Annotated in this window: 19 protein-coding genes; 4 read left to right on the top strand and 15 right to left on the bottom strand. The window is 71.8% G+C overall.

What is annotated here, in order from left to right; translation table 11 throughout:
* Positions 1 to 304: 304 nt before the first annotated feature.
* The 3 genes from ACZ4UV_RS51555 to thyX form a co-directional block, all read right to left on the bottom strand.
* On the bottom strand, positions 305 to 1,990 hold the full coding sequence (locus tag ACZ4UV_RS51555; protein WP_390041110.1) for a ribonuclease J: 1,686 nt from the start codon (positions 1,988 to 1,990) through the stop codon (positions 305 to 307).
* A 163-nt stretch (positions 1,991 to 2,153) separates the two neighbouring features.
* Entirely contained in the window at positions 2,154 to 3,053 is a 900-nt protein-coding gene (dapA, locus tag ACZ4UV_RS51550) for a 4-hydroxy-tetrahydrodipicolinate synthase (protein ID WP_390041108.1), read from the bottom strand.
* 223 nt (positions 3,054 to 3,276) lie between these two features.
* Positions 3,277 to 4,017: an FAD-dependent thymidylate synthase gene (thyX, locus tag ACZ4UV_RS51545; RefSeq protein ID WP_390041106.1), complete on the bottom strand. Its 741-nt coding sequence runs from the start codon at positions 4,015 to 4,017 to the stop codon at positions 3,277 to 3,279.
* A 201-nt stretch (positions 4,018 to 4,218) separates the two neighbouring features.
* Here thyX and ACZ4UV_RS51540 point away from each other — a divergent pair, with 201 nt between their 5' ends.
* Positions 4,219 to 4,455 carry a hypothetical protein gene (locus ACZ4UV_RS51540; RefSeq protein ID WP_351501507.1) on the top strand — a complete coding sequence of 79 codons (237 nt, stop codon included), beginning with the start codon at positions 4,219 to 4,221 and terminating at the stop codon, positions 4,453 to 4,455.
* 90 nt (positions 4,456 to 4,545) lie between these two features.
* Complete coding sequence (locus ACZ4UV_RS51535; RefSeq protein WP_351501505.1) at positions 4,546 to 5,100, top strand: hypothetical protein; 555 nt, start codon at positions 4,546 to 4,548, stop codon at positions 5,098 to 5,100.
* Positions 5,101 to 5,199: 99 nt separating this feature from the next.
* On the opposite strand, the gene ACZ4UV_RS51530 is transcribed toward ACZ4UV_RS51535, so the two are convergent.
* The 5 genes from ACZ4UV_RS51530 to rpsO all read right to left on the bottom strand — a co-directional run bounded on the left by ACZ4UV_RS51530 (position 5,200) and on the right by rpsO (position 10,665).
* Positions 5,200 to 5,652: a tetratricopeptide repeat protein gene (locus tag ACZ4UV_RS51530; protein WP_366365123.1), complete on the bottom strand. Its 453-nt coding sequence runs from the start codon at positions 5,650 to 5,652 to the stop codon at positions 5,200 to 5,202.
* Between the two features lie 14 nt (positions 5,653 to 5,666).
* A complete protein-coding gene (gene dapB, locus ACZ4UV_RS51525; protein ID WP_351501502.1) occupies positions 5,667 to 6,419 on the bottom strand; it encodes a 4-hydroxy-tetrahydrodipicolinate reductase in 753 nt (250 codons plus the stop codon).
* Positions 6,420 to 6,448: 29 nt separating this feature from the next.
* The gene (locus ACZ4UV_RS51520; RefSeq protein WP_451021723.1) at positions 6,449 to 7,828 is read right to left on the bottom strand and encodes a M16 family metallopeptidase; all 1,380 of its coding nucleotides are present in this window, start codon (positions 7,826 to 7,828) and stop codon (positions 6,449 to 6,451) included.
* On the bottom strand, positions 7,825 to 10,050 hold the full coding sequence (locus ACZ4UV_RS51515) for a polyribonucleotide nucleotidyltransferase (protein WP_467850098.1): 2,226 nt from the start codon (positions 10,048 to 10,050) through the stop codon (positions 7,825 to 7,827). Before ACZ4UV_RS51515 ends, ACZ4UV_RS51520 begins: the two co-directional genes overlap by 4 nt.
* Before the next feature lie 327 nt (positions 10,051 to 10,377).
* On the bottom strand, positions 10,378 to 10,665 hold the full coding sequence (rpsO, locus tag ACZ4UV_RS51510; RefSeq protein WP_004924725.1) for a 30S ribosomal protein S15: 288 nt from the start codon (positions 10,663 to 10,665) through the stop codon (positions 10,378 to 10,380).
* A gap of 269 nt (positions 10,666 to 10,934) precedes the next feature.
* On the opposite strand from rpsO, the gene ACZ4UV_RS51505 reads away from it, so the two are divergent.
* Positions 10,935 to 11,228, top strand: coding sequence for a DUF397 domain-containing protein (locus ACZ4UV_RS51505; protein WP_181804473.1), 294 nt, complete (start codon positions 10,935 to 10,937; stop codon positions 11,226 to 11,228).
* Between the two features lie 508 nt (positions 11,229 to 11,736).
* Positions 11,737 to 15,099, top strand: a complete 3,363-nt coding sequence (locus tag ACZ4UV_RS51500; RefSeq protein ID WP_467850093.1) for an SCO5717 family growth-regulating ATPase — start codon at positions 11,737 to 11,739, stop codon at positions 15,097 to 15,099.
* 72 nt (positions 15,100 to 15,171) lie between these two features.
* Here the strand turns inward: ACZ4UV_RS51500 and ACZ4UV_RS51495 are convergent, their stop codons facing one another.
* The 7 genes from ACZ4UV_RS51495 to ACZ4UV_RS51465 all read right to left on the bottom strand — a co-directional run bounded on the left by ACZ4UV_RS51495 (position 15,172) and on the right by ACZ4UV_RS51465 (position 25,939).
* Positions 15,172 to 16,122, bottom strand: coding sequence for a bifunctional riboflavin kinase/FAD synthetase (locus tag ACZ4UV_RS51495; RefSeq protein ID WP_351502547.1), 951 nt, complete (start codon positions 16,120 to 16,122; stop codon positions 15,172 to 15,174).
* Between the two features lie 118 nt (positions 16,123 to 16,240).
* A complete protein-coding gene (locus tag ACZ4UV_RS51490) occupies positions 16,241 to 20,053 on the bottom strand; it encodes a trypsin-like peptidase domain-containing protein (protein ID WP_467850090.1) in 3,813 nt (1,270 codons plus the stop codon).
* 278 nt (positions 20,054 to 20,331) lie between these two features.
* Positions 20,332 to 21,237, bottom strand: a complete 906-nt coding sequence (gene truB, locus ACZ4UV_RS51485) for a tRNA pseudouridine(55) synthase TruB (RefSeq protein ID WP_451023317.1) — start codon at positions 21,235 to 21,237, stop codon at positions 20,332 to 20,334.
* Positions 21,234 to 21,692, bottom strand: a complete 459-nt coding sequence (rbfA, locus tag ACZ4UV_RS51480; RefSeq protein ID WP_351502553.1) for a 30S ribosome-binding factor RbfA — start codon at positions 21,690 to 21,692, stop codon at positions 21,234 to 21,236. Before rbfA ends, truB begins: the two co-directional genes overlap by 4 nt.
* Positions 21,693 to 21,738: 46 nt before the next feature.
* A complete protein-coding gene (locus ACZ4UV_RS51475) occupies positions 21,739 to 22,032 on the bottom strand; it encodes a DUF503 domain-containing protein (RefSeq protein WP_046732584.1) in 294 nt (97 codons plus the stop codon).
* A 360-nt stretch (positions 22,033 to 22,392) separates the two neighbouring features.
* A complete protein-coding gene (infB, locus tag ACZ4UV_RS51470; protein ID WP_451023034.1) occupies positions 22,393 to 25,515 on the bottom strand; it encodes a translation initiation factor IF-2 in 3,123 nt (1,040 codons plus the stop codon).
* Between the two features lie 154 nt (positions 25,516 to 25,669).
* Positions 25,670 to 25,939, bottom strand: coding sequence for a YlxR family protein (locus tag ACZ4UV_RS51465; protein ID WP_451023033.1), 270 nt, complete (start codon positions 25,937 to 25,939; stop codon positions 25,670 to 25,672).
* Positions 25,940 to 26,085: the final 146 nt, after the last annotated feature.

The raw sequence follows: 26,085 nt of genomic DNA, 5'->3' as shown, positions 1-26,085 counted from the left end.
TCCTTTGTACTCACCCTCTCGGGCTTTCCTCCGGGCTTCCCTTCGGTCTTGCGTTTCCGACTCTATCAGATCTTTTCTCGATCCGATTTCCTCGGCGCTTTCCAGGTTCTCGCTCTCGCGTTTCCCTTTCCGGCGGCTCCGACTTTATCAGAAGTTCTGAGTCGGAATTTCCACCCGGTCCGGGGCACCTGGATCCGGTGCATGAAGCACTGGGGTTCCCGGTCGGGCAGAGCCGTAAACCTACTGGAGCGGGGCTCCTCGATGCAAATCGAGGAGCCCCGCTCCGGGTTCACGCGTGCGCGTGTCAGACCTCCACGACCACCGGGAGGATCATCGGCCTGCGCCGGTACGTGTCCGAGACCCACTTGCCGAGGGTCCGGCGGATGAGTTGCTGCAGCTGGTGGGGCTCCACGACGCCGTCCTGGGCCGAGCGTTCCAGGACTTCGGAGATCTTCGGGATGACGGCGGCGAACGCCGAGTCGTCGATGCCGGAGCCGCGGGCCTGGACGTGGGGTCCGCCCGTGATCTTGCCGGTGGACGAGTCGACGACCACGAAGACCGAGATGATGCCCTCGTCGCCGAGGATCTTGCGGTCCTTGAGGGCCGGCTCCCCGACGTCGCCGACCGAGAGGCCGTCGACGTAGACATAGCCCGCCTGGACCTTGCCGGAGATCTTGGCCTTGCCCGCGACGAGGTCGACGACGACGCCGTCCTCGGCGATGACGATGCGGTCGTGCGGGACGCCGGTCAGAGCGCCGAGCTCGGCGTTGGCGCGCAGGTGGCGCCATTCGCCGTGGACCGGCATCAGGTTCCTCGGCCGGCAGATGTTGTAGAAGTACAGCAGCTCGCCCGCGGAGGCGTGGCCGGAAACGTGCACCTTGGCGTTGCCCTTGTGGACGACGTTGGCGCCCCAGCGGGTCAGGCCGTTGATGACGCGGTAGACCGCGTTCTCGTTTCCGGGAATGAGCGACGAGGCCAGGATGACCGTGTCGCCGTCGACGATGCGGATCTGGTGGTCACGGTTGGCCATCCGGGACAGGGCGGCCATCGGTTCGCCCTGGGAGCCCGTGCAGACCAGGACCACCTCGTGGTCGGGGAGATCGTCGAGCGTCTTGACGTCGACGACCAGGCCCGGCGGGACCTTCAGGTAGCCGAGGTCCCTCGCGATGCCCATGTTGCGGACCATGGAGCGGCCGACGAAGGCGACCCGGCGGCCGTACTCGTGGGCCGCGTCCAGAATCTGCTGGATGCGGTGGACGTGGCTGGCGAAGCTCGCCACGATGATCCGCTTGCGGGCGTTGGCGAAGACCTGGCGCAGAACGTTCGAGATGTCGCGCTCGGGCGGGACGAAGCCGGGGACCTCGGCGTTCGTCGAGTCGGCCAGGAGGAGGTCGATACCCTCCTCGCTCAGTCGCGCGAACGCGTGCAGATCCGTGAGGCGGTGGTCCAGCGGGAGCTGGTCCATCTTGAAGTCGCCGGTGTGTACGACCATGCCGGCCGGGGTGCGGATGGCGACCGCGAGGGCGTCCGGGATGGAGTGGTTGACGGCGACGAACTCGCAGTCGAAGGGGCCGACGCGCTCGCGCTGGCCCTCCGCCACTTCCAGCGTGTACGGGCGGATGCGGTGCTCCTGGAGCTTCGCCTCGATGAGCGCGAGGGTCAGCTTGGAGCCGATCAGCGGGATGTCCGGCTTCTCGCGGAGCAGGTAGGGGACGCCGCCGATGTGGTCCTCGTGGCCATGGGTGAGGACGATGCCCTCGACGTCGTCGAGGCGGTCCCGGATGGACGAGAAGTCCGGCAGGATCAGGTCGATTCCGGGCTGCTCCTCCTCGGGGAAGAGCACTCCGCAGTCGACGATCAGCAGGCGGCCGCCGTACTCGAAGACGGTCATGTTTCGGCCGATCTCGCCCAGACCGCCGAGTGGCGTGACGCGGAGGGCGCCTTCGGGGAGCTGGGGCGGCGGGCCGAGTTCAGGATGCGGATGACTCAAAAGACTCTCCTCACCACGCACGCCACGTACCGGTCGGGCACGTGGCGTGCGTGACGTTCGTGCATAAGCAGTTGTCGTTGTCTTGGTGGGGTGCGGGCACCGGTGGTCCCGCTTATTCAGTTGTGAAGCGTTGCTGCGCGGACGGCCGCGCAGAAGTCTGTTGTCAGAGTTGTACCCCGCCGGCGGCAAGATCGATCTTGAGCTGGGCAATCTCCTCGGCCGAACATTCGACCATGGGGGCGCGCAGGGGTCCTGCGGGCAGTCCCTGGAGGGCGAGCGCCGCCTTGGTGGTCATGACGCCCTGGGTGCGGAACATGCCAGTGTAGACGGGGAGCAGCTTCTGGTGGATCTCGGCGGCCTTGACGACGTCACCGGTGGTGTACGCGTCGACGAGGGCCCGTAGGTCGGGCGTGACCACGTGACCGACGACCGAGACGAAGCCGACCGCGCCCACGGAGAGCAGCGGCAGGTTCAGCATGTCGTCGCCGGAGTACCAGGCGAGGCCGGACTGCGCGATGGCCCAGCTCGCACGGCCCAGGTCGCCCTTGGCGTCCTTGTTGGCGACGATCCTCGGGTGCTCGGCGAGGCGGACCAGCGTCTCGGTGCTGATCGGGACGCCGCTGCGGCCGGGGATGTCGTAGAGCATCACGGGCAGCCCGGTGGCGTCGGCGACGGCCGTGAAGTGCCGGTACAGGCCCTCCTGCGGGGGCTTGTTGTAGTACGGCGTGACGACCAGCAGGCCGTGCGCGCCGTCGCGCTCGGCCTGGCGGGCCAGCTCGATGCTGTGGTGGGTGTCGTTGGTGCCTACTCCGGCCACGACGTGGGCGCGGTCGCCGACCGCCTCCAGTACGGCTCGTACCAGGTCCGATTTCTCCGCGTCACTGGTGGTGGGGGACTCGCCGGTGGTCCCGTTGATGATCAGGCCGTCGTTGCCTGCGTCCACCAGGTGGGTGGCGAGCCGCTGTGCGCCGTCGAGGTCGAGCGCGCCGTCCGCCGTGAAGGGCGTGACCATGGCGGTGAGGACCCGCCCGAAGGGGGTCTGCGGAGTGGAGGTCGGAGCCATGGGTTACACGCTACTCGGTGCTCACGGCGCGGTCTGCCCTCGGGGTGCGGGGAAAGTCCGGACAAATGCGGAGCCCGGCACTGCCTGCTCGGGGGTTCAAGCAGTGCCGGGTCCGTTTGATCAGGCTAGATGAACTTCTCTAAATGCCGCAATACGGACACCTCGCGAGGCTGATCCGTACATCTGTGCCGAGCACGACAACAAGCGCGATCCGCGGGCCGCACTACGGCGCGACCCGGCCGTTGGCGTTGAAGGCCGCGTAGGTGAGCGGCATGAGCTTGGCCCACTCCGCCTCCATCTTCTCGCCGACCATCTCGATCTCCCGCTGCGGGAAGGACGGCACCCTGGCCAGCTCGTGCTGGGTGCGCAGCCCGAGGAAGTGCATCAGCGAGCGGGCGTTGCAGGTGGCGTACATCGAGGAGAACAGCCCCACGGGAAGCACCGCCCGGGCGACCTCACGGGCGACGCCGGCGGCGAGCATCTCCTGGTAGGCCTCGTACGCCTGCCGGTAGGAGTCCTCCATCACCCGGCCGACCAGCTCCTGCTGGGCCTGGGTGCCCTCGACGAAGACATACTTGCCGGGGCGGCCCTCCTGGACGAGCTTGCGGGACTCGCCGGGGACGTAGAAGACCGGCTCGAGCTCCCGGTAGCGGCCCGACTCCTCGTTGTAGGACCACCCCACCCGGTGCCGCATGAACTCGCGGAAGACGAAGATCGGGGCGCTGATGAAGAAGGTCATCGAGTTGTGCTCGAAGGGGCTGCCGTGGCGGTCCCGCATCAGGTAGTTGATGAGGCCCTTGGAGCGCTCCGGGTCCTTCTTCAACTCGTCCAGGGACTGCTCGCCGGCGGTGGACACGCGTGCGGCCCACAGCACGTCGGAGTCGGCCGCGCTGTGCTTGACCAGGTCGACGGTGACATCGCTCCGGAAGCTGGGCTTGAGGTCGTCGGCGGGGGTGTCGGTCACGGCTCGGAGGGTCCTTCCATCACTTCTCTCGGGCGGCGCCCACTCTACGGCCCGGTACCGACATCGGGGCGTTCGGTGCCGGGGCGCGACATACGGCAGCGAATTTCTGTGAATTCGGTGAAACCGGGCACCTTTCGGGTTACTCGCCCGTCTGGGTAGATGACAGACAGTCGTTCGATCCCGAGAGGGGATGCACCGCCCATGTTCGGTCGGCGCGAACCGGTCCCGTTCGCCTTCCTCGCCGAAGCCGACAGGTTCCGCAGCAATGTCACACCCCCGCCCCGGCAGCGGTCGTCCGTGAGTCAGATAGCCGGGCGCTGGCTGCTCGGGCTCACCATCGTGGCCGGGCTGGTGGGCTCGCTGGTGCTCGGCATGCCGGCGCTGTCCACGCCGTCCGCCTCGGGGACCCAGCAGTCACAGGCCTCCCAGGGGCACTGACTCTTCCGGACCCCCGTGAGTGGTGGGCGGGAACACGGGCGGATAGCCTCACCGGGCACAGCCCATGCATGGATTGAGTGAGGACCAGCCGTGCCCCTGCCCTTCCTGACGGCCGACCGCACCTATGACGCGGCACTCGACAACGCCCTGCCCTACGACGACCGCGACCGCTGGCGGCGCCCCTATCGGCCCGGCCCGTGGCGGGTCGGCGGAGCCGCCCTGTGGCTGCTGCTCGCCTCGTTCGTGCTGTTCGCGGCGGTCGCACTGGCCCTGACCGGCTCGATGTCCTCCGCCGGGGCGGTCCTCGGCATCGCCCTGCTGATCATCGCCGCCGCACTGCGGATACTGCGCGTGGGTGTGTGGGTGAGCGCGCACGGAGTGCGCCAGGTGGGTCTGCTGTACACGCGCACGGTGCCGTGGAAGCGGATCGTCGAGGTGCGAACGGCGCAGCAGCCGGTGCGCTGGCTGGGCCTGCCGCGGACGGTGCAGGGTCAGGCGCTGACCCTCGTACGCAAGGACCGCGCCCCGGCGGACACCGAGCCGCTGCTGACCACGCACGGCATGGACTTCGTGGGCCGGGCGTCGGCCTTCGACCGTGCGGCGGACGTGGTGGAGGCGTGGGCGGCGGAGTACCGGCGCGGTTAGCTCCGCTGGAGGTGCCGCGATGTGCCGTGTGTCGTCTGCGGCGCCGTTGTGGCTGGTCGCGCAGTTCCTCCCCCAGCGCCCCTGAAGGAGCGCTGCCGCTCAGGCCTCCAGTGGCCTGCCGTCGTGCAGGGCGATGGCGCGCTGCATGGCCTTGCGGGCGCGCGGGGTGTCGCGGGCGTCGTGGTAGGCGACGGCGAGGCGGAACCAGCTGCGCCAGTCGTCGGGGGCGGCCTCGGTCTCGGCCTTGCGTTTGGCGAAGACCTCGTCGGCGGAGTCCCGGTCGATGCGGCCGCCGGGGGTGCGCTTCAGCTCGTCCACGGGCAGGCCGCCCTCGGCGTCGAGTTCGGCGGCGAGGGCGTTGGCCCGGCGGACGAACTGGGTGTTCTTCCACAGGAACCACAGGCCGATGACCGGCAGGATCAGCACCGCCACCCCGAAGGTGACGGTGAGGACCGTGCCGGTCTGGATGAGCATCACGCCCCTGCTGCCGACCAGCACGAAGTAGAAGAGGAGGACGGCGGCCGTGAGGGCGTAGGAGAGCTTCGCGCGCATGTCGTCCTGCCGGTTCAGCTCAGGTCCAGGAAGTTCTCCAGGCCGAAGGTCAGGCCCGGAGTGGTCACCACGCGGCGGGCGCCGAGCAGGATGCCCGGCATGAAGCTGCTGTGGTGGAGGGAGTCGTGGCGGATGGTGAGGGTCTCGCCCTCGCCGCCGAGGAGGACCTCCTGGTGGGCCAGGAGGCCGCGCAGGCGGACTGCGTGGACGGGGACGCCGTCGACGCTGGCGCCGCGCGCGCCGTCCAGGGCGGTCACCGTGGCGTCCGGGGCCGGGGCGGTGCCGGCCGCGCGGCGGGCCTCGGCGATGAGCTGGGCGGTGCGGGTGGCCGTGCCGCTCGGTGCGTCCACCTTGTTCGGGTGGTGGAGCTCGACGACCTCCACCGACTCGAAGTAGGGCGCCGCGATCTGCGCGAACTTCATCGTCAGCACGGCGCCGATGGAGAAGTTCGGGGCGATGAGCACGCCGGTCTCCGGAGACTGGGCGAGCCAGCCCCGCAGCTGCGCGAGGCGGTCGTCGGTCCAGCCCGTCGTACCGACGACCGCGTGGATGCCGTGGCGCACGCAGAAGTCGAGGTTGCCCATCACCGAGGCGGGGGTGGTGAGTTCGACGGCGACCTGGGCACCGGAGGCCTCCAGCGCCTCCAGCTTGTCGCCCCGGCCGAGGGCGGCGACCAGCTCCAGGTCCTCGGCGGCCTCGACCGCCCTGACCGCCTCGGAGCCGATCCGGCCCTTGGCGCCGAGGACCGCCACGCGCAGCTTGCTCATCTTCGTCTTCGTTCCTTACCGGTGGTGTGTCAGGCGACGGCGTCGTGCAGGCGTGCGGCCTGCTTGTCCTTGAGCGGGCCGATGACCGACAGCGACGGGCGCTGTCCCAGGATGTCGCGGGCGACCGAGCGGACCTCGTCCGGGGTCACCGCGGCTATCCGGGCCAGCATGTCGTCGACGGACATCTGCTCGCCCCAGCACAGTTCGCTCTTGCCGATACGGTTCATCAGCGCGCCGGTGTCCTCCAGGCCGAGGACCGTGGAGCCCTGGAGCTGGCCGATGGCCCGCCCTATCTCCTCGTCCGGCAGGCCGTTCTGGGCCACCTGGTCGAGTTCGTCCCGGCAGATCTTGAGGACGTCGTGCACCTGCGAGGGCCGGCAGCCGGCGTAGACGCCGAACAGCCCGCAGTCGGCGAAGCCCGAGGTGTACGAGTACACGCTGTAGGCCAGGCCGCGCTTCTCCCGGACCTCCTGGAAGAGCCGGGAGGACATGCCGCCGCCGAGGGCGGTGTTGAGCACGCCGAGCGCCCAGCGGCGGTCGTCGGTGCGGGCGAGGCCGGGCATGCCGAGGACGACGTGCGCCTGTTCGGTCTTGCGGCCGAGGAGCTCGACGCGGCCCGAGGTCCGGATGGTGCGGCTGCCGTCGCGCGGGGCGATCGGCTGCGCGTCGGAGCTCTTGAGGGCGCCGGACTTCTCGAAGGCCGCGCGGACCTGTCGTACGACCTTGTTGTGGTCGATGTTGCCCGCCGCCGCGACCACCAGGTGGGTCGGGTCGTAGTGCTTCTTGTAGAAGCGGCGGATGCGGTCGGCGGTCAGGGCGTTGACCGTGTCGACCGTGCCGAGGACGGGGCGGCCGAGGGCGTTGTCGCCGAACATGGTGTGCGCGAACAGGTCGTGCACGCAGTCGCCGGGATCGTCCTCGGTCATCGCGATCTCTTCGAGGATCGCGCCGCGCTCGACGTTGACGTCCTCTTCGAGGATCAGGGAGCCCGTGAGCATGTCGCAGACGACGTCGATGGCGAGCGGCAGGTCGGTGTCGAGCACGCGCGCGTAGTAGCACGTGTACTCCTTCGCCGTGAACGCGTTCATCTCGCCGCCGACCGCGTCGATCGCGGAGGAGATGTCCAGCGCACTGCGCCGGGTCGTGCCCTTGAAGAGCAGGTGCTCCAGGTAGTGGGTGGCGCCGTTCAGGGCGGGGGTCTCGTCGCGGGAGCCGACGTGGGCCCAGATGCCGAAGGTCGCGGAGCGGACCGAGGGCAGGGTCTCGGTGACGATGCGCAGGCCGCCGGGGAGGGTGGTCTTGCGGACCGTGCCGATGCCGTTCTCGCCCTTGATCAGGGTTTGGGTACGGGCGACGGCCCGCGCCTCCGAGGAGGTGCGGGCCGTCGCCGTAGAGCTGCTCGACGTCACTTGTCGGTGTCGTCCTTTGCGTCCTCGGAGGAGGCCTCTTCCTCGCCCTCGATCACGGGGATGAGGGAGAGCTTGCCGCGGGAGTCGATCTCGGCGATCTCGACCTGGACCTTCTGGCCCACGCCGAGGACGTCCTCGACGTTCTCCACGCGCTTGCCGCCGGCCAGCTTGCGGATCTGCGAGATGTGCAGCAGACCGTCCTTGCCGGGGAGGAGGGAGACGAAGGCGCCGAACGTCGTCGTCTTCACGACCGTGCCCAGGTAGCGCTCGCCGACCTCGGGCATCGTCGGGTTGGCGATGCCGTTGATGGTGGCGCGGGCCGCCTCGGCGGACGGGCCGTCGGCGGCGCCGATGTAGATGGTGCCGTCGTCCTCGATGGTGATCTCGGCGCCGGTGTCCTCCTGGATCTGGTTGATCATCTTGCCCTTGGGGCCGATGACCTCGCCGATCTTGTCCACGGGGATCTTGACGGTGATGATCCGCGGGGCGTTCGGGGACATCTCGTCCGGCTTGTCGATCGCTTCCATCATCACGTCGAGGATGTGGAGGCGGGCGTCCCGGGCCTGCTTGAGGGCGGCGGCCAGGACGGAGGCCGGGATGCCGTCCAGCTTGGTGTCGAGCTGGAGGGCGGTCACGAACTCCTTGGTGCCGGCGACCTTGAAGTCCATGTCACCGAAGGCGTCCTCCGCACCGAGGATGTCGGTGAGGGTGACGTAGTGCGTCTCGCCGTCGATCTCCTGGGAGATCAGACCCATGGCGATACCGGCGACGGGGGCCTTGAGCGGCACACCGGCGTTCAGGAGCGACATGGTGGAGGCGCACACGGAACCCATGGACGTCGAGCCGTTGGAGCCGAGGGCCTCGGACACCTGGCGGATCGCGTAGGGGAACTCCTCGCGGGTCGGCAGGACCGGGACCAGGGCGCGCTCGGCGAGGGCGCCGTGGCCGATCTCGCGGCGCTTCGGGGAGCCGACGCGGCCGGTCTCGCCGGTGGAGTACGGCGGGAAGTTGTAGTTGTGCATGTAGCGCTTGCGGGTCACCGGGGAGAGGGTGTCCAGCTGCTGCTCCATCCGGAGCATGTTCAGGGTGGTGACGCCCAGGATCTGGGTCTCGCCACGCTCGAACAGCGCCGAGCCGTGCACGCGCGGGATGGCCTCGACCTCGGCGGCGAGCGTACGGATGTCCGTGACGCCGCGGCCGTCGATGCGCTTCTTCTCCTTGATCACGCGCTCGCGGACCAGCTGCTTGGTGAGCGAGCGGTACGCGGCGGAGATCTCCTTCTCGCGGCCCTCGAACTCCGGGAGCAGCTTCTCGGCGGCCAGACCCTTGACGCGGTCCAGCTCGGCCTCGCGCTCCTGCTTGCCCGCGATCGTCAGCGCGGAGGCGAGCTCCGGGCGGACGGCGGCAGACAGCGCCTCCAGGACGTCGTCCTGGTAGTCGAGGAAGATCGGGAACTCGCCGGTCGGCTTGGCGGCCTTGGCGGCGAGGTCGGCCTGGGCCTTGCAGAGGACCTTGATGAAGGGCTTCGCGGCGTCCAGACCGGCGGCCACGACGTCCTCGGTCGGCGCCTCGGCGCCGCCCTTGACCAGCTGGATGGTCTTCTCGGTGGCCTCGGCCTCGACCATCATGATCGCGACGTCGCCGTCCTCCAGGACGCGACCGGCGACCACCATGTCGAAGACGGCGTCCTCGAGCTCGGTGTGCGTCGGGAAGGCGACCCACTGGCCGTTGATCAGCGCGACGCGGACGCCGCCGATCGGGCCGGAGAAGGGCAGACCGGCCAGCTGGGTGGACGCGGACGCGGCGTTGATCGCGACGACGTCGTACAGGTGGTCGGGGTTGAGCGCCATGATGGTGGCGACGACCTGGATCTCGTTGCGCAGGCCCTTCTTGAAGGACGGGCGCAGCGGGCGGTCGATCAGACGGCAGGTGAGGATCGCGTCCTCGCTCGGCCGGCCCTCACGGCGGAAGAAGGAACCCGGGATCTTGCCGGCGGCGTACATCCGCTCCTCGACGTCCACCGTGAGGGGGAAGAAGTCGAGCTGGTCCTTGGGGTTCTTGGAGGCGGTGGTGGCCGACAGCACCATGGTGTCGTCGTCCAGGTACGCCACGGCGGAGCCGGCGGCCTGCTTGGCCAGGCGGCCCGTCTCGAAGCGGATGGTGCGGGTGCCGAAGGCGCCGTTGTCGATGACAGCCTCGGCGTAGTGGGTCTCGTTCTCCACTAGCGTTTTCTCCGTTACTTTCGTCTGCGTTACGTCTTTTGTCCCGATCCGCCCGTGTGGCGGGGGGACGGTTGCGGAGAAGCGCGCCGTCCTGTGCGGGCCGGTCTTCGATCGAAGCACCCGGGGCTCGCTTCCCCCCGGGGGCCACTACCGAGGACCGGCGGCGGCTTGGGTGCGCTTCTCCTTCTTCGTTGTCCTGCTGTGTCGTGCGTATTGCGTTGTGCTACCACACTACAAAGCGTCAGTGACACTCCGCACGTTTCCGCACGTACGGCAAAGGGAGCGGCCCCGGGGTGTCTCTCCGGGAACCGCTCCCTTCACGGCGTCTTACTTGGCGCCCGCCGCACCGCGGCGGATGCCCAGGCGGTCGACCAGCGCACGGAAGCGCTGGATGTCCTTCTTCGCCAGGTACTGCAGGAGGCGACGGCGCTGACCGACCAGGATCAGCAGACCACGGCGGGAGTGGTGGTCGTGCTTGTGGGTCTTGAGGTGCTCCGTCAGGTCGGAGATCCGACGGGACAGCAGAGCGACCTGGACCTCGGGGGAGCCGGTGTCACCCTCCTTGGTACCGAACTCGGAGATGATCTGCTTCTTCACTGCGGCGTCGAGCGACACTCGAACTCCTCGTAGTCTGAATGGCCACCGAGTGCCCCCGGTCTTTGTCTCGGGGGAGCTTCCGTTACTCGGGAGGCGGGGATCCGCTGGGCGCTGCCTCCAGGGTCCGCGAGGGACTCCGGGGGTGCGTACACAAACGGCCGTCGTCAAGGGTACCAGTGCCGGTGAGGGGCTCTGTCCCGGGGATCCGGAAGAAAGTACGAGGCCGGTGCCACCGCCAGTAGTGTGACGGTCACAGCCCAGACACGAGGGGAAGGGGTCGCTGCGGGATGAGCGAGACGGCTGAGGAGATGAAGGCGCGCAAGGAGCGGGAACGGGACGAGCTCTACGCGCTCGACATCTCGGGCGTCGAGTGGCACTGCGCGCCCGGTACCGAGCAGGACGAGGAGCGGGTCGAGATCGCCTACCTGCCCGAGGGTGCGGTGGCCATGCGGTCCTCGCTCGACCACGGCACCGTGCTGCGGTACACGGAGGCGGAGTGGCGGGCGTTCGTGCTGGGCGCGCGGGACGGGGAGTTCGACCTGGAGCCGAACGAGCGCAACGGCGGGCTGGCCGCCCAGTAGGCGGGCAGCGCATCGAGGGGCGGCACGCACGCGTGCCGCCCCTTCGTGTCCCTGCGACCGCCTTTCCCTGCGCCCGCCTTCACCGTGCTCACCTCGCCCTCCCCCGTCCCCCGTGACATCCGCGCGCAATGTCCCGTTTCCCGGGGCCAGTTCGCCCGCTTCGTCTGCTCACCCGGACGCGGCGCACGCCAACTGGTACCCGAACTGACGGTTCTTGCCCGTTTTGTTCATCGATTGTTCGGCAATACGAAGGCCCCGCACACCACTTCCGGGCAGGGTGTGACCAGGCGGACCTCCGACGAGAGGCGGACGGGCCTGCCGAGGTGCGGCTCACGGTGATTAGGCTGGGAGGGGGGCACGACGTCCGGACCGTCAATACGGCGCCGGTGTCCCGAGGGGGAGAGCCGGTGGATCGGACTACCTCACACGAATACGGATGCTGAGAACGACACGACATGGTCGTCGCGCCGGCACGGCATGAGGGTGCTCGACCACACCAGGAGGAACTGTGAGCAGCGATCGGGACGGGATCCGCGGGGGCTGGGCCACACCCGGCGATGACCAGCCCGACGCGGAGTCCCTCAACGAGATGACGGGCGAGTTCACGATCGACTACGCGCCGCCCGCCTGGTACACGCAGAACGCGGCCGACGGTTCCGGTCCAGGAACCGGCGGAGCGGGCGGTCCGGGACCCGCGGGCGGTTCCGACGCGGAGAGCGGGCCGGGTCCGGGGGCTGCCGGTCCAGGTCCGGGTGCCGGTGCGGGGCATGCCGCTCAGCCTCGTTCGCCGTTCCCGCCGGGGGCGCCGATCCCCGGGCTGACCCCTCCTCCGCACGCCCAGCAGGGGGGCGGGAGGCCCGGTCCAGGGGTGCCCTTCACCCCGCCGCCGTCTCCGCCGACCTCTGCTCCGGGCGCGCCGTTCACACCACCGCCGACGTCGGCTCCCGGAGCGCCGTTCACTCCGCCGCCCGCGTCAACTCCGGGCGCACCGTTCACTCCGCCGCCCACCGCGACGCCCGGGGCACCTTTCACGCCTCCGACGGCTTCGGCGCCGGCCGCCCCGACGCCGGGTGCGCCGGCCACACCGCCGCCCCCTTCGACGCCGGGTGCGCCCTTCACCGCGCCTCCCGCGTCAACTCCCGGAGCGCCGTTCACTCCCGCGCCCGCGTCAACGCCAGGGGCTCCGTTCACCCCTCCGCCCGCCTCCACGCCTGGTGCGCCGTTCACGCTGCCGGCGCCGAGCGCGGACGCCGGGGCACCGGCCGCACCGCCCAAGGCACCGTTCACGCCGCCCCCGCCCCCGGCCGCGCCGCCCGTCGGCGGCCCGGCCGCCGTACCGCAGCTGCCGGTCGGTTTCGAGCCGCAGCCGAGCACCGCCGAGGAGCCGGCACCGGAGCCCGAGGAGGACAACGGTGACCTGGAAAGCGGTTCGACGATGCGGTTCTCCCCCGCCGCGTTGAGGCGCGAGACGGCCGAGGCCGCCGGGCAGCCCGCCGCCGAAGAGCGGGAAGAGGAGGCGGAGGAAGCCGAATCGGAGGCCGCGGCCGTCGCCCTTCCGGTGAACTCCGAGGCGCATGCCGAAGACGCCGACGAGGACGCCGACGAGGAGGAGGCCGAGGACGGGGCGCCGAGCGACGAGTTCGACGCCGTCGCCGCCAACGATGCCGACGCCGATGCCGGTGCCGATGCCGGTGCCGACGTTACGGCCGAGACGGACGAGCCCGTGTGGGAAGCCGACCCGGCGGACGACACGGCGGACGAAGACGAGTCCCAGGACGCCGTGGACGTCGTGGCCGTCGTGGACGTCGTGGACGTCGTGGACGTCGTGGACACCCATGTGGACACCCATGACGACGACAACGACAACGACGAGGCTCGCGCCGAGACCGACGACGCCGTAGCCGTCGTCGCCCCCGTCGAACCCCCCGCCGTCCCCGCGCCTCCGGCCCCTCCGCAGGACGCGCCCCCGGCTCCCGAGGACATCGTGCCCGCCGCCTGGGCTCCCCCGCCGACGCCTCCGGCGGTGGTTCCGCCGCTGCCGCCGTCGTACCAGCCCGCCGCCCCCGCGCCCGCCGCCCAGTGGCCGGTCCAGCCGGCAGCCCCTGAGCCCGCGCCCGGACAGCCGCAGCCCCAGCCCGCCGCCGCGCAGGGTCCGCAGCCGTTCCGGCCGCAGGCCCCGCAGCCCGCGCCCGCCGCGTGGAACCAGCCCGCGGCGCCCCCGCAGCCCGGACAGCCGCAGCCGTACGCCCCGCAGCCGGCCGTGCCCGACGCGCAGGGCGGCTACGGCTTCCCCCAGCCGGGCGCCCCCGTCGCGCCGCCGCAGGCACCGGGCGGCTACGGCTTCCCGCAGCCCGGACAGCCGCAGGCACCGGTCCAGCCCGGCGGCTACGGGTTCCCCCCGCCGGGCCAGCCGCAGCCCCAGCCGCCGCAGGCCGCCCCGCAGGACCCGCGCGCCGTACAGGCACCGCAGCCGGCGCCGCAGAGCCCGCAGCCGGCCGAGCCGCAGGCCCCGCAGCCCCAGCCGCCCGTCGACCCCCGGGCCGGCGCCGCCTGGCCGCAGCCCATCCAGCACGACCAGCGGCAGATGACCAACCCCGGTGCCGCGCCGCTGGGTTACACCGCCGCCGTGGAGCTGTCCTCCGACCGGCTGCTCAACAACAAGAAGCAGAAGGCGAAGAGCGGCCGGCCCGCCGCCGCGTCCTCCCGGTTCAAGATCGGCGGGAAGAAGGAGGAGGCCGAGCGGCAGCGGAAGCTGGAGCTGATCCGCACGCCGGTGCTGTCCTGCTACCGGATAGCGGTGATCAGTCTCAAGGGCGGTGTCGGCAAGACCACCACGACCACCGCGCTGGGCTCCACGCTCGCCACCGAGCGGCAGGACAAGATCCTCGCCATCGACGCCAACCCGGACGCCGGCACGCTCGGCCGCCGCGTGCGCCGCGAGACCGGGGCCACCATTCGTGACCTGGTCCAGGCGATCCCGTACCTCAACTCCTACATGGACATCCGGCGGTTCACCTCGCAGGCGCCGTCCGGCCTGGAGATCATCGCCAACGACGTCGACCCGGCCGTCTCGACCACGTTCAACGACGAGGACTACCGGCGCGCGATCGACGTGCTGGGCAAGCAGTACCCGGTCATCCTCACCGACTCCGGCACCGGTCTGCTGTACAGCGCCATGCGCGGGGTGCTCGACCTGGCCGACCAGCTGATCATCATCTCGACGCCCTCCGTGGACGGGGCGAGCAGCGCGAGCACGACGCTGGACTGGCTGTCCGCACACGGCTACGCCGACCTCGTGTCGCGGTCCATCACCGTGATCTCGGGGGTCCGCGAGACCGGCAAGATGATCAAGGTCGAGGACATCGTGGCGCACTTCGAGACGCGCTGCCGGGGCGTCGTGGTCGTCCCCTTCGACGAGCACCTGTCCGCCGGTGCCGAGGTCGACCTCGACATGATGCGGCCGAAGGTGCGGGAGGCGTACTTCAACCTCGCGGCGATGGTCGCCGAGGACTTCGTCCGGCATCAGCAGATGCACGGCCTGTGGACCAACGACGGCAACCCGCCGCCGGTGGCCGCCCCGCCGATGCCCGGCCAGCCCCTGCCCGGGCAGCAGTACTACGCGCCCGGCCAGCCGCAGCCGTACGCACCCGGCCAGCCCCAGCCGTACGCGCCGCCCGGGCAGCCGTATCCCCCGCAGCCGTACCCCCAGCAACAGCAGCCGTACCCACAGCAGGAGCTGTACGGCCAGCCCCAGGCCCAGCCGCAGCCCCAGCCCGGCACCCAGCCCTACCCGCAGCAGCCGGGATACGGCTACCCGCAGCAGCCCCCGCAGCCGCCGCAGCCCCCGCAGGAGCAGCCGCCGCAGCAGTAGCCGGAACGCCGAAGGGCGGCCGGTGCCTCGCGCACCGGCCGCCCTTCGGCGTATCGCCGAGCCTCCGCCGGATCAGGCGTTCTCGGCCGCCACCAGCTCCCGGCAGCGCTTGACGTCCTCGGCCATCTGCTCCAGCAGGGCGTCGAGCGAGTCGAACTTGGCCTGGCCGCGGACGTAGGCCAGGAAGTCGACGGCGACGTGCAGGCCGTACAGGTCCAGGCCCACGCGGTCGATGGCGTACGCCTCCACGGTGCGCTCGGTGCCGTCGAACTGCGGGTTGGTGCCGACGGAGATCGCGGCCGGCATCACCTCGCCCTGCGCGTGCAGGTAGCCGGCGTAGACGCCGTCGGCGGGGATCGCGGTGTGCGGGAGGGTCTCCACGTTGGCGGTGGGGAACCCCAGCTCACGGCCGCGCTGGGCGCCGCGCACGACCACGCCCTCCACCCGGTGCGGGCGGCCGAGGATCTCGCGGGCGCCGGCCATGTCGCCCTCGGCGACCAGGCGCCGGGTCAGGGTCGAGGAGAACGGCTCGCCGCCGCCCGCCTCCCCGCGCACGAACAGGTCGACGACCTCGACCTCGAAGTCGTACACCTTGCCCTGCTCGATGAGGAACTCGACGTTGCCCGCGGCCTTGTGGCCGAAGCGGAAGTTGGGGCCCTCGACGACGGCCTTGGCGTGCAACTTGTCGACCAGGACCTTCACCACGAAGTCGGCGGCCGACAGCTTCGAGAACTCGGTGGTGAAGGGAAGGATCAGCACCGCGTCCACGCCCAGCTCCGCCATCAGCTCCGCGCGGGTGTGGTGCGGGGCGAGCAGCGGCGGGTGGCTGCCGGGGCGGACGACCTCGCTGGGGTGCGGGTCGAAGGTCACGACGACGGCCGGGATGCCCAGCTCACGGGCACGGTCCACGGCATGCCGGATGATCAGCTGGTGACCGCGGTGCACCCCGTCGTAGGACCCGATGGTGACGACGCTGCGCCCCCAGCCCTCGGGGATGTCCTCCAAGCCACGCCAGCGCTGCACTGTGTCCGCTCCTCGAACCTGTGTCCGTTGTCCGTCTTACGCAGGTCTAAGGGTGCCATGTTTGCCGGACCCGTCTCACACCGGCACGGTCGCTGTGACCGGGCGCACGTGTCCGCGCTCACGCCGGGACCCGCATGCCCGCCAGGTTTCCCAGCATGCGGCGGGTGCTGGGCCCGACCACCGCGGCCCACTCCTGCGGGGTGTCGGTGAGCCAGCGGGCCATCAGGGCGGCGAATCCGGGGACGTGCCGGCCGAGGTCGACCAGTCCGCGGTCGAACAGGGTCGCCCCGTCCGGGGTGCGGACCAGCAGCAGCCCGGTGCGCCTGACCAGCTCGCGCATCCCGTCGCCGTCGTCCTCGCGCTGTGCGGCGGCCGCGTGCAGCAGGGCGTCGAGGACGCCCGGGTCGCGTTCACGCTCCAGCAGGAACTCCAGGAGTTCCCCGCGCAGCGGTCGGGAGGCGGGGGTGCCGCCCGCGCCGAGTACGGTCGCGAGGGCCGCCCGGACCGGCTCGGGACCGTCGTCGAGCAGCTCGGTGACCACCGGCAGGAGGACGGTTCGGGCCTCGGCGCCCTGGTCCAGGCGGCGCTCGACGAAGGCGGCCACCTGCCCGGCCAGCTCCGGCCGCAGCTCGGCGGCCTCCAGGACCAGCTCGGTGACCCGGTGGGCGAGGGCGGGCGCGGTGACGTGGGCGAGCGTGCGCAGTACCTGTCCGGCGTCCGGTCCCCGCAGCCGGGCCCGGAAGGCTTCCAGGACCGCGTCGGAGTGGGTGGCCAGGGCGGGGACCAGGGCGGCGGGCGTCAGCTGGTGGTCGCCGTCGGCGAAGTGCCGGAGCGCCTGCGGGAGATGGCGGGCGCGGGTCACCGGGTCGCGGACCAGCAGGGCGAGGGCGCCGCCGTGCAGGGTGCAGTCGGCGGGGCGGGCGAGCAGGGCGAGCGCCGCGTAGCGGAGCAGTTCGCGGTCGGGTTCGCTGTGCACGTGCGGGGCGGTGCGCAGCCCGTGGGCCATGGCGGCCACCCGGCGGGCCGGGCGCTCGTCGTGCGCCCAGCGGTCGACGGCCCGGCACACCGCCGACGGCTCGTCCTCGGCGAGCACGGCGAGCAGTTCGTCGCCGCGCCGGTGTGCCGCGTCCACCAGCACCTCGGTCAGCTCGTCCAGGGCTCGGTGCCGGTGGGTGTGCAGCAACGCCTGGGCCGCCGTCGCCACGGTGGCGTGCGGCATCGCGGGCAACGGCCGCTCGTCGTCGAACCACCGGGTGAGACACGGCTGTACGGCGGCGGGGTCGGCGGCCAGAAGTCGGGCCACGGCGTCCAGGTAGCGGGGGGCGGTGCCCTCGGGCTCTTCCGTCGTCGGCTGAACCGGTACCCGGGTCGGCCGGGCTCCGAAGCGGCCGAGGCCCGCGGTCTCCGGAGCCGGAGCCGGATCCGGCTCCGGCAGCGGCTCGTCGGCAAGCACGAGCCTGCGCAGCAGGTCGAAGCGGTTCGCGGCCGGGAGGGCGAGCGCGGTCCAGAATTCCGGGCCGAACTCCGGGCCGAACTCCGGCCCGAACGGGGATCCGGACTCGGCGGCCGCGGCGCGCCGGCGGCCCACGACCCGGTCGGCGAGCAGCCGCAGCACCCCGGTGTACGGCGTCGCGTCGGGCAGCCGCAGCAGGGTCTGGGTGAGCAGGCGTGCCGCCCACCAGGAGCCGGGGTCCAGGTCGAGGGCGTGCAGCAACTCGTCAAGTCGCGGCGTGAGTTGGGTGGGCCCGTACTCCCGGTCGAGCAGCAGCAGGGCCTGCACGACCGGGCCGACCCTGTGGCGCGGGACGGGCAGCGGGTGGGCGCCCAGGGGGGTGCGGGGGCGGTGGACGAGGGCGTGGAGGGCTTCGTCCAAGTCCAGGTGCATCCCCTGGATCCAGTCGGCGAGCTCTTCGTGGGCGAAGCGGTAGCCGCCGCCGGCGGGCACCAGGAGTCCCTCGGTGAGCACGGCGGAGGCCCAGCCGGAGCCGCCGCCGAGGTGGGCCGGGACGGGTCCCCAGGGGAACACCGCTTCGAAGGACTCCCGGTCCAGCTCGCCCTGTCCGGGGCCGAGGCTGCGCCGGGCGGCCTCGTGCACCTGTCCGGAGACCCGGGCGGCGAGCCGTCGTACGGCCGTACCGCGCAGGCCGTTCTCGGCGCCCAGGCGGACCGCGATGCGCAGGCACATGAGGTCGAGGTAGGCGGCGAAGACGTCGTGCCGGTCGATCGGGTCTTGGTCGGCCGGGGCGTCCGGGAGGGCGGCCCGGACCTCGGAGAGCAGGCGCAGGGTGAGGGGATGGCGGGCGTCGCGGTCGATGAGGGCGTTGTCGGGGATGCCGTAGCGGGAGCGGGCGCGGCGGGCCTCGTCGGGGGTGAGGTCGGTCAGCCGGACGCAGGCGGGGTCGCCGGTGCCCTGGTGCAGCAGGGCGGGCGGGAACTCGGCGCCGGCGTGCTCCCAGTACTCGTCGCGGCAGGCCAGGAGCAGGCGGGCGCCGGTGTCGCGCAACCAGTCGGCGGTGCCCTCGGTCCAGGCGGGGAGGCGGTGGGCGAGGACCGGGGGCATCTCCTCGGGGCCGTCGAGCAGGAGGAGGAGCGGGCGTCCGGCGCGGGCGGCGAGGCGGGCCAGCCGCTCCACGGTCAACTCACCCAGGTCGCAGGGGAGTTGGGAGCGGGAGGCGGCGACGATCCGGACCGCGCGCTCCAGGGAGCGGCGGGCCGCGTCGGCGACGGAGTCGTCGGCGTCCTTGAGGTCGGCGCCGCGGAGCCAGAGGGTGGGGGCCGGGTTCGCTGTGCGGTTGCGGCGGGCGGCGAGGGCGGCGAGTTCGGTGGTGCGGCCCGTTCCGGGGGCGCCGACCAGGGCCAGGACGGTGCGGCTGCCGGTGCCGGTGCCGGTGCCGGTGCCTTCGGCGAAGGCCGACAGCTCCGTTGCGGTTGCGGCTCGTTCTACCGGTTGTACGGGGTCGGCGTGTTCGCCTGCGAGTGCCGTGAGAGGTGGTGGGGCGGCTGCGGGTGGGTGAGGGCTGGTCGCGCAGTTCCCCGCGCCCCTTTGGGGCGCTCCGGTGCGGGGCGTTGCGAAGTGGGGCGTTGCGAAGTGGGGCGTTTCGAAGTGGGGTGAGCTGGCGCGGGGCGAGCCGGGGCGGGGCGTTGGCACGTGGTGGCCCGCGTAGCCGGAGAGGGCGCCTGGGGGGCCGTCCTGGGCTACGGACGTGGCCGTCAGTTCCAGTACGCCCGCGAGGTTGAGGTCGATGCCGTAGGCCGGGACCGTGGCCGCGTTGGTGGCCAGGAGGTCGGCGAGGGGGCCGCTGTCGGGGTGGTGGAGGGGTACGGCGAAGCCCACGTCCCGCTGGCCGGACTGGAGGGCGGTGCCGAGGACGGCCAGGACCGCGCCGGTCTCCGCGTCCAGGACCGGGCCGCCGGCCGCCCCGCCGCCCAGGCGCAGCGCGTCCCGGCCCGCCGTGCCGATCGCCAGCTCCAGGGCGTCCTCGAGGAGGTGGAAGCGGTCCGTGGCGGTGTACGTCACCTGGGTCGCGGCCAGCACCCGGGCCTCGCGCCAGCGGTCGGCGGCGATGCGCACGTAGGCGCCGGCCGGGATGCGTTCACGTACGGTGATCGGGAGCGGGTCCACGGCGAGGCCCACGGTGCGGACCAGGGCCAGATCGTAGGCGGGCAGCGGGACGACGGCGTCCGAGCCGACCACGCAGGTGCGGTCCCCGGCCGCGTGCAGCACGATCCGGGCGAGGCCGTCGACGGCCTCGTGACTGGTGATCAGCGTCCCGTGATGATCGGCCAGGAAGCCGGTGCCGCGCGGGCGTCCGGCGAGGTCGCGGACCCGGACCAACCGCTCGTCCAGCCCCGGCCCCGTGTCCTGCGCCGCCTCCCGCGTACCGTCCGACGTCCGGCGACCGCTCCCGGTGCGCAGGCCGCGTCCCGCCATGATCGAACCTCCCCGCCCGTACATCCGTGCCCTTGTCTCCGGCTGTCTTCGACCGTAGGCGCGAAATGATCAGCGGGACAGAGCGGGCGGTGAACGCGCCCCCCTCCGCTCCCCCGGTTCACTCCGAGCGCCTGCTCGGTCGGGTGAATAGCCCGGGGCGGGTGGATACACCCTAGGGGTGGGGGAACCGAGGGGGGACCGTGGAGCGGCGGCGGCGTCAGACCCCGTGGTCGCCGCTCCACGGGCAGGGCCCGACGGGCACGGCGGACCCCGTGGGCTCAGATGAAGACGGCGAGGCTCTTCGCCTTGCCCTTCTGCTCCTCGACGAGGGCCAGGAAGCGGCCCTCGGGGCCGAACACGGCGACGGGGCCGGCGCCCGCGTACTCGTCGGGCATCTCCAGGCGCACGCCGTTGGCGAGCAGGCGGGCCCGCCTGTCGTCGACGTCCCAGCGGCGGAACGCGGCTCCGGCCGCCTCCGCGATGGGCATCACGGTCAGCTCCTGCTGGAGCTGGTCGAGGGTGCGCGCGGAGTCCAGCTTGTACGGCCCGACGCGGGTGCGGCGCAGCGCGGTGAGGTGGCCGCCGACGCCCAGGTCGGCGCCGAGGTCGCGGGCGAGGGCGCGGATGTAGGTACCGGAGGAGCAGACGACGGAGACGACCAGGTCGAGGACGGGGGTGCCGTCCTCGGCGACGGCGTCCCGGACGTCGTACACGGCGAACGACGAGACGGTCACCGGGCGGGCCGGGATCTCGAAGTCCTCGCCGTCCCGGGCGCGCTTGTACGACCGTACGCCGTCGATCTTGATGGCGCTGACCTTGGACGGGACCTGCATGATGGCGCCGGTCAGCTTGGCGATGCCGGCGTCGACGGCCTCGCGGGTGACCTCGGAGGCGTCGGTGGACGAGGTGATCTCGCCCTCGGCGTCGTCCGTGACCGTGTTCTGCCCGAGGCGGACGGTCCCCAGGTACTCCTTCTCCGTGAGGGCGAGGTGCCCGAGGAGCTTGGTGGCCCGCTCGATACCGAGGACGAGGACGCCCGTGGCCATGGGATCGAGGGTGCCGGCGTGCCCGACGCGCCGGGTGCGGGCGATGCCGCGCATCTTGGCGACGACGTCGTGCGAGGTGAAGCCCGACGGCTTGTCGACGATGACAAGGCCGTCGGGCGGGGTGGGCTTGCTGGTCATTCGGTGGCGTCGTCCGTCTCGTCGGCGTCGTCCTCGCCCGGCTTCTTGTACGGGTCGGCCTCACCGGCGTAGGCAGCGCCCGCGGAGGCCTCGCGGACCTTCGCGTCGGACTGGCGCGCCCGGTCGAGGAGGTCCTCGATGTTCCGGGCGGTGTCCGGGAGGGCGTCCGCCACGAAGGCGAGGGTCGGCGTGAACTTCACGCCGGCGGCCCGGCCGACCTCGGACCGGAGAATGCCCTTGGCGCTCTCCAGACCGGCGGCCGCGGCCTTCCGCTCCTCCTCGTCGCCGTACACCGTGTAGAAGACGGTCGCCTCCCTGAGGTCACCCGTGACCCGGGTGTCCGTGATGGTGACGTGGGTACCGAGCCGCGGGTCCTTGATCCCGCGCTGCAGCTTCTGGGCCACCACCTCTCGGATGAGGTCCGCCAGCCTTTTCGCCCGCGCGTTGTCGGCCACTGGTCCGTCTCCCGTTCTTTCTTCTCGTCGTTCTCAAGTCTCAGGTCTAGTCGTCGTCGCCGTGGAAGCGCCGTCGGACGGACAGCAGCTCCACCTCGGGGCGGCCGGCGACCAGCCGTTCGCACCGGTCGAGTACGTCGGTCAGGTGCGCGGCGTCGCCGGAGACCATGGCAAGGCCGATGCCGGCCCTGCGGTGAAGGTCCAGGTGGTCCACCTCGGCCGCGCTCACGGCGTACTTCCGCTGGAGTTCGGCGACGATCGGGCGGACGACGGAGCGCTTCTCCTTGAGCGAGTGGATGTCGCCGAGGAGGAGGTCGAAGGACAGGGTCCCCACGTACATGTATGTATCCGGTTAACCCGCCGGTACGGGATCGATGGCCCTGTCAGGAACGGTACCCCGTCCCTGCCGGGGGCTCGACCGACTTTCCCCACCCGCCACCGGGCTGCGCCCGGACCCGGGTCTCTGCCCACCCACCCGCCCGACTCGGTGGGTCGAGAGGCCCCGCCGCGGGGCTCCGCCCACCCACCACCCGACTCGGTGCGCTGAAAAGGTGCCCCTCGGGCGGTGCCTGTTCGGCGGACCGAGACGGTACCTACTGGCCGACCGAGTCGGGTGGTGGGTGGGCGGAGGCCCGGGGTCTGCGGGAAACGTGCCGGCCGACGGAACCGAAATCCCGTCGGCCGGCACCAACCGTGGGTGTTACACCCGCGGCTTCTCGCGCATCTCGTACGTCGCGATGACGTCGTCGATCTTGATGTCGTTGAAGTTGCCGAGGTTGATACCACCCTCGTAGCCTTCGCGGATCTCGGTGACGTCGTCCTTGAAGCGGCGCAGGCCCTCGATGTTGAGGTTCTCCGCGATGACCTTGCCGTCGCGGACGAGGCGGGCCTTCGTGTTGCGCTTGACCTCGCCCGAGCGGATGAGGACACCGGCGATGTTGCCCAGCTTGGACGACTTGAAGACCTCGCGGATCTCCGCCGTACCGAGCTCGACCTCCTCGTACTCCGGCTTGAGCATGCCCTTCAGGGCCGCCTCGATCTCCTCGATCGCCTGGTAGATGACCGAGTAGTACCGGACGTCCACACCCTCGCGCTCGGCCATCTGCGCCGCGCGGCCGGCCGCACGGACGTTGAAGCCGATCACGATGGCGTCGGAGCCCATCGCCAGGTCGATGTCGGACTCCGTGACCGCACCGACGCCGCGGTGCAGGACGCGGATGTCGACCTCTTCGCCGACGTCCAGCTGGAGCAGGGAGGACTCCAGGGCCTCGACGGAACCAGAAGCGTCACCCTTGATGATGAGGTTGAGCTGCTGGATCTCGCCGGCCTTGAGCACCTTGTCCAGGTCCTCCAGGGACACGCGGCGCGTGCGCTTCGCGAAGGCCGCGTTGCGCTCGCGCGCCGCACGCTTCTCCGCGATCTGGCGGGCCGTACGGTCCTCCTCGACCACGAGGAAGTTGTCGCCGGCACCCGGGACGTTGGTGAGACCCAGGACCTGCACCGGCGTGGAGGGGCCGGCCTCGGCGACGTTGTTGCCGTTGTCGTCGAGCATGGCGCGGACGCGACCGTAGGCGTCGCCCACGACCATCGTGTCGCCGACCCGCAGGGTGCCTCGCTGCACGAGGACCGTCGCCACGGCACCGCGGCCGCGGTCGAGACGGGACTCGATCGAGATGCCCTGCGCGTCCTGGGCCGGGTTGGCCCGCAGGTCGAGCGAGGCGTCCGCGGTGAGGACCACGGCCTCCAGCAGCGAGTCGATGTGCAGACCCTGCTTGGCGGAGATGTCGACGAACATCGTGTCGCCGCCGTACTCCTCGGCCACCAGGCCGTACTCGGTCAGCTGACCGCGCACCTTGGTCGGGTCGGCACCCTCGACGTCGATCTTGTTGACCGCGACGACGATCGGGACGTCGGCCGCCTTGGCGTGGTTGAGCGCCTCGACCGTCTGCGGCATGACGCCGTCGTTGGCCGCGACGACCAGGATCGCGATGTCGGTCGACTTCGCACCACGCGCACGCATGGCGGTGAACGCCTCGTGACCCGGGGTGTCGATGAAGGTGATCTTGCGCTCTTCGTCGTTGACCTCGGTGGAGACCTGGTAGGCACCGATGTGCTGGGTGATGCCGCCGGCCTCGCCCGCGATGACGTTCGTCTTGCGGATGGCGTCGAGCAGTCGGGTCTTACCGTGGTCGACGTGACCCATGACGGTGACGACCGGCGGACGGACCACCAAGTCCTCCTCGTCGCCCTCGTCCTCGCCGAACTCGATGTCGAAGGACTCGAGCAGCTCGCGGTCCTCCTCCTCGGGGCTGACGATCTGAACCGTGTAGTTCATCTCGTCGGCGAGGAGCTGCAGCGTCTCGTCGGAGACGGACTGCGTGGCCGTGACCATCTCGCCGAGGTTCATCATGACCGCGACGAGCGACGCCGGGTTGGCGTTGATCTTCTCCGCGAAGTCGGTGAGCGACGCGCCGCGGGAGAGACGGATGGTCTCGCCGTTGCCGCGCGGCAGCATCACGCCGCCGACGCTCGGGGCCTGCATGGCCTCGTACTCCTGGCGACGCTGCCGCTTCGACTTGCGACCGCGACGCGCCGGACCGCCGGGACGGCCGAAGGCGCCCTGCGTGCCACCACGGCCGCCGGGACCGCCCGGACGACCGCCGAAGCCGGGACGACCGCCGCCGCCACCGCCACCGGGGCCGCCGCCGAAGCCGCCGCCACCGCCGCCGGGGCCACCGCCGCCGGGACGACCGGCGAAGCCGCCGCCACCGCCCGGACGGGCGCCACCGCCGCCACCGGGACGACCGGCGAAGCCGCCGCCGCCACCGGGACGACCGGCACCGCCGGGACGACCCGCACCGCCGGGACCGCGACCGCCGCCGCCGGGGCCGGGACGCGGGCCGGCAGCGGGACGCTGCGGCATCATGCCGGGGTTCGGACGCGGGCCCGCGGAGCCGCCGCCGGGACGCGGACCGCCCTGCGGACGGGGCATACCGGACGGGCTCGGGCGGGAACCGCCGGGAGCCTGCGGACGCGGACCGCCGCCCTGGGCGCCGGGCGACTGCGGACGGGGACCTGCGCCGGGGGCACCGGGACCACCGGGGCGCGGGCCGCCCTGCGGGCGCGGGGCCTGCGGGCGGGCCATGCCGGTGGAGCCACCGGACGTGAAGGGGTTGTTACCGGGGCGCGGACCGGCCGGACGGGCACCGCCCGGACGCGGGGCCTGGCCACCGGGACGCGGCGCGCCCTGACCGGGACGGGCATCGCGCTGGCCGGGGGCCGGACGGCCACCGGGGCGCGGGGCACCCTGGCCCGGACGGGGACCGCCGCCCTGCGGACGCTGGCCCTGTGCGGCGGCCGGGCTCGGCGCCGCGGCGGCCGGAGGCGCCGGCGGAGCGGTGAACTCGGGCGCGGCCGGAGCCGGACGCGGCGCGGGCTTCGGGCCCGGGACGGGACGCGGGCCGGAGGCGGCCGGCGCAGGGGTGACCGGGGCCGGAGCCGGGGTCGCGGGCGCCTGCGGGGCCGCGGGGGCCGCCGGAGCCTGCGCCTGCGGCTGCGGGGCGGCCGGACGCGGGGCGCCGGGCTTCGGGGCACCAGGACGTGCCGCCTGCGCCGGAGAGGGCGCCGCGGGCCTGGGGGCCGCCTTGCGCGGGGCGGGCTTGCCACCGCCCTGGAACGCGTCGGTCAGCTTGCGTACTACGGGCGCCTCGATCGTCGAGGACGCCGAACGGACGAATTCACCGAGTTCCTGGAGCTTGGCCATGACGACCTTGCTCTCAACCCCGAACTCCTTGGCGAGTTCGTATACCCGGACCTTAGCCACTTCGCTCCTTTTAGGTCCGGGTGCGTCCGGACCGTCGCTACTTCATGGGCGTACTCATCGCGTGCTCATCGAGTGCTCATCGCAATCTCGACCTACTTCCAACTCGCGGGGTACCAGAGCCGCACGGACGTTCCGAACGACGCTTCTTACGGTGTTACTGCTCGACGTACCGGCGCAACGCCTTTACGTCCAGCGGGCCCGGGGCGCGCAGCGCCCGCGGGAGTGCCCGGCGGCGCACCGCCTGGTCCAGACAGACCTGGGCGGGGTGTACATATGCACCCCGGCCGGGCAGCGTACCGCGAGGATCGGGGACGCATTCGTCCTCGATCGCCACGATCCGCAGCAGTTCGGTCTTGGCCGCTCGCTGCCTGCACCCCACACAGGTGCGCTCAGGGCATGCGCGGGCTTGCGTCCGGCCAGACACTGCTAAGTCTACCTCCCCGAACCGACCTCACCCCTTCGGGGCAAAGATCGAACGCCCGTTGTCGTAATCCAAGCCACCTGCGGCTTGGAACTATTCCCCTCGTCCGGGTGAACCCCGACGGGAGACCCGGCGGGGCCCCGCCGGGT

The sequence above is a fragment of the Streptomyces sp. NPDC028289 genome (assembly GCF_055565975.1).
This window is presented reverse-complemented; position numbering and strand designations above follow the sequence as displayed.